Below are 5,140 nucleotides of genomic sequence, written 5' to 3' on the forward strand. Positions count from 1 at the left end.
CAAAATCGCCATCGCTCTCCACCATCGAAATCTCCTCCCGCAAGAATCAGAGGAGTTCGAAAGATTCAGCTCTTCAGCCGCTTGTCATCACCTTCTTCACCCGATTGCCCTGGTTGCATACCCCCAAGCTTGACTTACGATAATGTGACCAGCGTCATATATTGGCATCAAGAGCGACCCCGGATCAGAGGGGCCGGCTTCACCGGCTTGCAACTCCATGTGGAACCCACAGAACGAACACGAGCTTGCCGACGCCCTGAGTATCGTTGATCGGATTGCAAGGGACATCGAGCGCGGCGTCCTGCGGCCGGGCGACCGGCTGCCACCGCAGCGCGAACTCGCGACGGGCCTTGGCGTCAAGCTATCCACCATCAGCCGCGCCTATCGCGAAGCGGCGCAACGTCGACTGATCGGCGGCGAGATCGGCCGTGGCACCTACGTGCTGCCATCGGCCGACTCCCGGCTGTTCATCCGCGATCGCTCCACCGAGCGGATCGTCGATCTCTCGACCAATACGCCCGTCGCCATGCCGGACGACACGGCGCTGGCCACGCTGATCCAGCGCTTGAGCCCTGCCGAACGGGCGGAGCTGTCGCACTACCACGGCTGCGACCTTGTCGATCGCGCCAAGAAGGCCATCAGCGACTGGCAGCTGTGGCGCGGAATGCGCCGTCGCCCGATGATCGTCGTGCCCTGTGCAGGCGCCCATGCCGCCCTGCAGGCCCTTTTGACCGAGACCACCCGCGATGGCGACGCGATACTGGTGGAATCCCTGACCTTCCCGGGCCTGAAGGCGCTGGCGCGGCAGTTGCGGCTGCGCCTGATCCCCGTCGAGCAGGACGGCGAAGGCATCATGCCCGAAGGACTGGACGCGGCCGCACGCGGGTCCAGTGCCCGGCTCGCCGTAATCGTCCCGAACATGCAGAATCCGACCGGCGCCGTGATGAGCGACGCTCGGCGCCGCGCCATCGCCGAGGTTGCCGAGCAGCGGGACCTGACGATCATCGAGGACGACGCCTACGGCCCGCTGTCCGGGCGGCCGCCGCTGGCCCGGGAACTGGGGTCGCGCGGAATCGTGGTGTCGAGCCTGTCGATGACGGTGATGCCCGGATTGCGCTTCGGCTTCGTCGCCGGCGATCACCCGATGCTGGCCGCCCTCAGCCGCAACCTTCACGTCACCTCCCGGGTAATGACGCCCCTCTCCATGCTGGCCGGGGCGACATGGATCGAGGATGGCACGGCTGCCGATCGCACCGCCTGGCAGATCGGCACGATGCAAGAACGCTGGCAGCAGATGCTCCACCATCTCGGTCCGACCGACGCTGCGCCTGCGCCGCATGTCTGGCTCAGCGTCGACGGCGACGCCGAGGCGGCGGCGACCCGGCTGCGCCATCGCGGCGTCGCCGTGGTGCCGGCCGACACCTTCGCGTCCGGCCGGACCTTCCACTCGCGCGTCAGGGCCTCACTGACGGCCGCGCCCACCGACGCCGATCTCGACACTGCGCTGCGAATCCTCGCAGCCTCCGGCGCACGACTGGCCGACCCGCCGCCAAGCGGGCAGCTCGCGGCATCCCAGTAGGTTCCGCCTGCAAATTTGCGCGGCAAACTCGGTGGCCACTTGCGCAAAGTCGCGCCAATTGCCCTTCATCGCGTCCGTCACACTTGATTTTCGGGGCATTCGCTTTCTCTTATTCACGTGACTGGACTGGAGGGTGCAGGTGACGGTGTTCGACGAAATGCTTCTTGATGGGGAAAATGTCCGGGAGCCCTATGCGCGATTCAACGAGTGGTTCCGGGAACAGAATGTCGAGGAACTGGCTGCCAAAACGCACGAAGCCGAAGACTTCTTCCGGCGCACCGGCATCACCTTTAACGTCTACGGCGAAGCCGAGGCGGCCGAACGCCTGATCCCCTTCGACCTCGTGCCGCGCATCATGGCCAAGGCTGAGTGGGAGCTTCTGGCCGAGGGCATCGAACAGCGCGTCCAGGCCCTGAATGCGTTTCTCTATGACATCTACCACGACCAGGAGATCGTGAAGGCCGGCAAGGTTCCCGAGCGTCTCATCGTGGGGAACGAGGCCTATCTGCCGCAGATGGAAGGGTTTCGGCCGCCCGGCGGCGTCTACACTCACATCATCGGCACCGACATCGTGCGGGTCGGCGAGAACGAGTTCTACGTCCTGGAGGACAATGCCCGCACGCCGTCTGGCGTCTCGTACATGATCGAGAACCGCGAGACGATGATGCAGATGTTTCCCGAGCTGTTCGCGCAGAACCGCGTGCGGCCGGTGGAGACATATCCGCACCATCTGCGGCGCTCGCTCGCCGCGGTCGCGCCGTCGGCCTGCGATGGCCCGCCGACCATCGCCGTGCTCACGCCGGGCATTCACAATTCCGCCTTCTACGAACACGCCTTCCTGGCCGACCAAATGGGCGTGGAACTGATCGAGGGATCCGACGCCAAGGTCATCAACGGCCGTATCCAGATGCGTACGACCGAGGGCTACACGCCCATCGACGTCCTCTATCGCCGGGTCGACGACGAATATCTCGATCCCAAAGCCTTCCGGCCCGATTCCATGCTGGGCATTCCGGGCATCATGGAGGTCTACAAGAACGGCGGCATCACCATCGCCAATGCGCCCGGTACCGGCATCGCCGACGACAAGGCGATTTATTCCTATATGCCGGAGATCGTCGAGTTCTACACCGGCAAGCCGGCGCTGCTGCAGAACGTGCCGACCTGGCGCTGCGCCGAGGAGGACAGCCTCGCCTATGTCCTGGAGAATCTGAAGGACCTCGTCGTCAAGGAGGTGCACGGCTCGGGCGGCTACGGCATGCTGGTCGGACCCGCCGCCACGGCGGCCGAATGTGAGGCGTTCGCCGCCAAGCTACGCGCGCGGCCCCGCAACTACATCGCCCAGCCGACGCTGGCCCTGTCGACCGTGCCGATCCTGTCGGAAGCTGGCCTGGCCCCCCGGCATGTCGATCTTCGCCCATTCGTCCTCGTCTCCGACAAGGTCCGGATCATTCCCGGCGGGCTGACGCGCGTGGCTCTCAAGAAGGGCTCGCTGGTGGTCAATTCCAGCCAGGGCGGCGGCACCAAGGACACCTGGGTACTGAGGGACTGAAGCGAAGCACATGGCATTACTCGGACGCACCGCCAACGGCCTGTTCTGGATGTTCCGCTATATCGAGCGGGCGGAGAACATGGCCCGTCTCGTCGACGCCGGACAAAGGCTGTCGATGACCAATCTGTCCTCGGACGAACCCGACGAATGGCAGTCGGTGCTGGTCTCGGCCGGCGTCGAGGCCGCCTATCTGGCCAAATACAGCGAATACGACACCGACTCGATCATCGACTTCCTGCTGCGCGATCGCGACAACCCCTCCAGCGTGCGCTCGTCTATCGATACGGCGCGGATGAACGGGCGGATGGTGCGCACCGCACTCACCCGCGATCTGTGGGAGACGCTCAACGAGAGCTGGCTGATCATGAAGAGCCGGCTGGACAAGCCGCTCAACCCGGTCGAGCTCACCGCCATCCTGGAACTTGTCAAGCGCCAGACGGCGCTGATCCGCGGCGTGTTCCACGGCACCATGCTGCGCAACGAGATCTTCGATTTCTGCAATCTCGGCGCCTTCATCGAGCGGGCCGACAACACCGCCCGCATCCTCGACGTCAAATACTGGGTGCTGTTGCCCGAGCACTCCTCCGTCGGCTCGTCACTCGACAATTTCCAGTGGGCATCGATCCTGCGCTCGGTGTCGGCCCATCGCGCCTATGCCTGGGAATATGACGGCGAGTACCGGGCCGTGGACATCATCGACTTCCTGATGCTGAACCGCAGGCTGCCGCGCTCGCTCGCCTACTGCTATATCTGCATCGAGGAAAGCCTGAGATATCTCAACCGGAATTACGAGACGCAGCATTCCTGCTCCCGGACTGCCGGCGATCTCACTCGCAAGCTGTCAGAGGCGTCGGTGAAGGAGATCATCGACGGCGGCATGCACGAATTTCTCGAGGAATTCATCGTCGAGAACAATCGCGTGGCCCGGGAGATCGCCGAAAGCTACCGCTTCTACGCCTGAAGCGTCGTGGCGGGACCGGCGGCTCTCGACGAAACATATTGATATCCTTGCGCAGGGATTGCAGAAGGCACTGGGCCGGCACAAGAATTCGATTGCATGCTTCCTGGCTGATTCGCCGGGCGCGGCCCAGAGGGATAGCAGCCAAGATGACCTATTGCGTCGGGCTTCTCGTCGAGCGTGGCCTCGTTTTCATGTCCGATACCCGCACCAATGCGGGCATCGACAACATCTCCGTCGTGTCCAAGATGAAGACTTGGGAAGTGCCGGGCGAGCGATTCCTGTGCCTGCTCAGCGCCGGCAATCTGGCCACCACCCAGGCGACGGTCTCGCTTCTGCAAGAACGGATGCTTGCCCCCTCGGAGCGCCAGCCCGCCATCCTGACCCAGCCGTCGATGTTCCAGACGGCCAAGATGGTCGGCGAGACCATCAAGGAAGTCATTTCCTACACAACGCCGGCCGGCCAGTCGGCCGACGCGCTGTTTTCGGGAACCTTCATCATGGGCGGCCAGATCAAGGGGGGCCGCCCGCGCCTCTTCCTGATCTATCCGGAAGGCAATTTCATCGAGGCCGGCCCGGACAATCCGTTCTTCCAAATCGGCGAGCACAAATACGGCCGCCCCATCATCATCCGGACCTACGATCCGCAGATGAGCCTGGAGGACTGCGCCAAGCTGCTCCTCGTGTCCTTCGATTCGACCATCCGCTCGAACCTGTCGGTCGGGGCCCCCATCGACATGCAGTTCTACGAGACCGACCAGTTCCGGGCCGGCTACAAGCGGCGGTTCGACCTGCAGGACGAATATTACCAGACGATCTCGGGCGGCTGGTCCGACGCGCTCAAGGAAGCATTCGACCGCCTGCCGCCCTTCGAACGCTAGCTGTTCGGGACCCACAAACATCCGAAGGTGCTGGAATGGCTCGCCCACCATCCCCGCGGGGATGTCCCGAAGTTTGTTGAACTTCGGCGAGCGGCGTTGCCGGATTGAAGGTTACGCGGCCCTGGAAACAGGGGCAACGGGCTTTTCGGCGAGGCGCTCTCGATGGGCAA

4 protein-coding genes are annotated in these 5,140 nt (G+C 63.8%); all 4 read left to right on the forward strand.

Features of this window, described 5'->3' with window-relative positions; translation table 11 throughout:
• Nucleotides 1–217: 217 nt before the first annotated feature.
• The 4 genes from VQ042_RS24500 (at nucleotide 218) to VQ042_RS24515 (ending at nucleotide 4,970) form a co-directional block, all read left to right on the forward strand.
• Nucleotides 218–1,579 (forward strand): aminotransferase-like domain-containing protein, encoded by a 1,362-nt coding sequence (locus tag VQ042_RS24500; RefSeq protein ID WP_331822885.1) that lies wholly within the window; start codon nucleotides 218–220, stop codon nucleotides 1,577–1,579.
• A 157-nt stretch (nucleotides 1,580–1,736) separates the two neighbouring features.
• Complete coding sequence (locus tag VQ042_RS24505; RefSeq protein WP_331822888.1) at nucleotides 1,737–3,131, forward strand: circularly permuted type 2 ATP-grasp protein; 1,395 nt, start codon at nucleotides 1,737–1,739, stop codon at nucleotides 3,129–3,131.
• A 10-nt stretch (nucleotides 3,132–3,141) separates the two neighbouring features.
• Nucleotides 3,142–4,092 (forward strand): alpha-E domain-containing protein, encoded by a 951-nt coding sequence (locus VQ042_RS24510; RefSeq protein ID WP_331822886.1) that lies wholly within the window; start codon nucleotides 3,142–3,144, stop codon nucleotides 4,090–4,092.
• A 146-nt stretch (nucleotides 4,093–4,238) separates the two neighbouring features.
• Nucleotides 4,239–4,970: a peptidase gene (locus VQ042_RS24515; RefSeq protein WP_331822887.1), complete on the forward strand. Its 732-nt coding sequence runs from the start codon at nucleotides 4,239–4,241 to the stop codon at nucleotides 4,968–4,970.
• Nucleotides 4,971–5,140 lie beyond the last annotated feature (170 nt).

This window comes from Aurantimonas sp. A2-1-M11, assembly GCF_036549475.1.
Taxonomy (GTDB): domain Bacteria; phylum Pseudomonadota; class Alphaproteobacteria; order Rhizobiales; family Rhizobiaceae; genus Aurantimonas.

Bases quoted from the DNA above. Each gene is read 5' to 3' on its own strand.
- VQ042_RS24505 (WP_331822888.1), top strand. From the start codon at position 1,737: ATGCTTCTTGATGGGGAAAATGTCCGGGAGCCCTATGCGCGATTCAAC.
- VQ042_RS24510 (WP_331822886.1), top strand. From the start codon at position 3,142: ATGGCATTACTCGGACGCACCGCCAACGGCCTGTTCTGGATGTTCCGC.
- VQ042_RS24500 (WP_331822885.1), top strand. From the start codon at position 218: ATGTGGAACCCACAGAACGAACACGAGCTTGCCGACGCCCTGAGTATC.
- VQ042_RS24515 (WP_331822887.1), top strand. From the start codon at position 4,239: ATGACCTATTGCGTCGGGCTTCTCGTCGAGCGTGGCCTCGTTTTCATG.